At 34.7% G+C, this 2,962-nt stretch carries 5 protein-coding genes; all 5 read right to left on the bottom strand.

Annotated features, from left to right (window positions below; translation table 11 throughout):
- A partial coding sequence (locus tag ACKVOV_RS02550) for a pirin family protein (protein WP_409205209.1) occupies positions 1–686 on the bottom strand: 686 nt, incomplete at its 3' end.
- Positions 687–764: 78 nt separating this feature from the next.
- Positions 765–1,340, bottom strand: a complete 576-nt coding sequence (locus ACKVOV_RS02545) for a Crp/Fnr family transcriptional regulator (protein ID WP_409205208.1) — start codon at positions 1,338–1,340, stop codon at positions 765–767.
- Entirely contained in the window at positions 1,340–1,660 is a 321-nt protein-coding gene (locus ACKVOV_RS02540) for a DUF6370 family protein (RefSeq protein WP_409205207.1), read from the bottom strand. The genes ACKVOV_RS02545 and ACKVOV_RS02540 overlap by 1 nt, the downstream gene beginning before the upstream one ends.
- Before the next feature lie 4 nt (positions 1,661–1,664).
- A complete protein-coding gene (locus tag ACKVOV_RS02535; RefSeq protein WP_409205206.1) occupies positions 1,665–1,820 on the bottom strand; it encodes a hypothetical protein in 156 nt (51 codons plus the stop codon).
- A 3-nt stretch (positions 1,821–1,823) separates the two neighbouring features.
- A partial coding sequence (purT, locus tag ACKVOV_RS02530) for a formate-dependent phosphoribosylglycinamide formyltransferase (protein ID WP_409205205.1) occupies positions 1,824–2,962 on the bottom strand: 1,139 nt, incomplete at its 5' end.

Here is a 2,962-nt window from a genome sequence, read left to right as displayed (position 1 = left end):
AACTTTGAGTCTGAAGTTGCTTTGATATCTAAAGTTTCAAAAGCGGTAATTCCTAAACCATCACGAGTTTCTAATTCTTGTCCATCAACAGTAATAGTTCCCGAAATTACAAAAACATACATTCCGTGTCCTTCTTTTTTCAATTCATAAGTTTTAGAAAAATCTTTGTCGAAATCCGCTAAATAAAACCAAGCATCTTGATGAATCCAAACGCCTTCATCATCCGCGTTTGGTGATAGTATTTGTGCAAAATTATTTTTTTGTTTCGTTGTGTCTAATGTAATTTGTTGGTAACGAGGTTCTACATTTCTAATTTTTGGAAACAACCAGATCTGAAATAATTTAGTGTGTTGGTCGTGATTTGGATTAAATTCACTATGCTGAATTCCAGTTCCAGCGCTCATTACTTGCACATCACCAGTTTTGATAACTTCGGTATTTCCCATGCTGTCTTTGTGAGCCAAATTGCCTTCTAACGGAATGGTGATAATTTCAATATTATCGTGGGGATGTGTGCCAAAACCCATTCCAGCAGCAACAGTATCGTCGTTTAAAACGCGTAAGGTTCCAAATTGTACTCTTTCTGGATTGTACCAACTAGCAAAACTAAAACTGTGATAAGCATTTAACCAACCATGATCTGCATGTCCACGAGTATTTGCTTTGTGTAAAACTGTATTTTTCATCATCTATAAATTTAGTAATTATTATGATACAAATTTACGCAGAAGACCAACGAAGATTACTTAACCTAGATTAAGAAATTATTTTTTTAATAAACGAGCTTTCATTTTACTGAAGAATTCGGGAGTGACACCAATATAAGAAGCTATATTTTTTTGAGATACTTTTTGAATTAAAGTTGGATATTTTTTACAAAATTTTTCAAAACGTTCTTCTGCAGTTAAACTCAAATTATCCATGAGTCGTTCTTGGTGAGAAACCAATGAATTTTCTGCAAGAATTCTAAAAAATCGTTCTAACTTTGGGATTTCTTGGTATAATTTTTGTTGATTTTCTTTAGTGATTTCAACTATTTCAGCATCTTCTAGCACTTCGATAAAAAGATTCCCAGGTTTTTGAGAAATATAGCTATACATATCGCCAATCCACCAATCTTCGCAAGCAAAATGTAATACATGCTCAATAATATTATCGTTTATATTGAAACTTCTTAGAATACCAGAGTTTACAAAATAAGTGCTTTTAGAAATCTCGCCTGAACTTAGTAAAATGGTTTTTGCTTTGTGTTTTTTTGTTTCGGTTTTTGATAAAAAGAGAAGTTCCTCTTGAGGTGTAAGAGAAATATGTTTGGAAATGTTTTTAAGGATTAACGCCATTACTCTTTTTCAGGGAGCAATTTGAAATAAGATACCGCGAAACGATTGTTTTTTATTTCGCCAACAACTTCTGCTTTTCTGATGGTGGAACAAAAACCATCTTTAGCGTGAGCATCACCATGTTCGTCTATTTTTGTACCATCTACAAAATATGATTTCCCATCGATACGAACCGCTAAATCACAACCGCCAGATTTCATTCCGAATTGACATTGACCACAAGAAACTTCAACTATTTGAGTCTTTTGAGTAGTTTTTTTATCTTGGGCATTAACTAGAAATGTAGTAAGAAGTAATAATAGTGTGACTATTTTTTTCATAATTTTAAACGTTTACTTTGCTTTTGCTTTCTTTAATTTTTTCAAGATTATTTTTTTTAGAGCTCTCGACACATCTTTTTCCAGGACCACAACTTAATCTATGTGGTCCACAAGAAATCAAGAATAACAATATTGCAAGCACTAAAAATATATTTTTCATAATTTATGAATTTACTTTTACTAAAGTAGCGATTTTTTTCGCTCGTTCTACAATTTTTTCAACTGGAGTTTCTAAAGTGTCGTTTGTTAAAACTACACCCATTCTTCTGTAGGGTCTTGAAGTTGGTTTGCCAAAAATTCTAAAATCGCTTTTAGGCAAACAAGCTACATTTTCTAAGCCAGAATATGTTGGATTATTTGAATTCTCAGAGGCTAAAATAACAGCACTAGCGCCTGCTTTTTCTAAAGTAATTTCAAAAATTGGTAAACTTAGAATAGCTCGTAAATGCAATTCGAATTCGTTAAAATTTTGTGTTCCTGCCAAAGTTACCATTCCTGTATCGTGTGGGCGAGGAGATAATTCAGAAAAGTAAACGCCATCATCAGTCAAGAAAAATTCGACACCAAATAAACCTGCACCACCTAACGCTTCAGTAACTTTTCTCGCCATATCTTGTGCTTCGTGCAAATCTTTGTTGGAAATTCTAGCGGGTTGCCAACTTTCTTGGTAATCACCACGTTCTTGTCTGTGTCCAATTGGCGAACAAAATAAAGTTGGGTTATTATTTTGAGCAACTGTTAGTAAGGTAATTTCAGAATTAAATTTTACAAAAGCCTCTACGATAACCTCTACGACATCACCACGAGAACCTTCTACGGCATAGTTCCAAGCTTTCTCTATATCCTCATTTGTTTTTATGGTTGATTGCCCTTTTCCTGAGGAAGACATAAGTGGTTTTACAACGCAAGGCATTCCAACGGCTTCAACACCTTTTTGTAACTCCTCGGCAGAAGTTGCATAACGATAATTGGCAGTTTTTAAGGCTAATTCTTTGGCAGCTAAATCACGAATAGCTTTTCTGTTCATCGTAAAATTTGCTGCTTTAGCAGATGGAACTACGGTAATCCCTTGCTTTTCGTAATCATAAAAACGTTCGGTACGAATGGCTTCTATTTCTGGAACGATGAAGTCGGGTTGGTGTTTGGCAACTATTCTGTCTAATTCGGCGCCATCAAGCATATTGATGACTTCAAATCCGTGAGCGACCTGCATTGCTGGTGCATTTTCGTAATTATCGACAGCGATTATAGTTTGACCAATGCGTTGTGCGGCAATAGCAAATTCTTTTCCTAATTCGCCTG

Origin of the sequence: Flavobacterium sp., from assembly GCF_046153165.1 — a bacterium.
Lineage (GTDB): Bacteria > Bacteroidota > Bacteroidia > Flavobacteriales > Flavobacteriaceae > Flavobacterium.
The sequence above is the reverse complement of the archived record's forward strand: the minus strand, read 5'-3'. Positions and strand labels throughout refer to the sequence as shown.

Excerpts from the sequence above, each read along its gene's own strand:
- ACKVOV_RS02535 (WP_409205206.1), bottom strand. The coding sequence starts at position 1,820 with ATGAAAAATATATTTTTAGTGCTTGCAATATTGTTATTCTTGATTTCT.
- ACKVOV_RS02540 (WP_409205207.1), bottom strand. The coding sequence starts at position 1,660 with ATGAAAAAAATAGTCACACTATTATTACTTCTTACTACATTTCTAGTT.
- ACKVOV_RS02545 (WP_409205208.1), bottom strand. The coding sequence starts at position 1,340 with ATGGCGTTAATCCTTAAAAACATTTCCAAACATATTTCTCTTACACCT.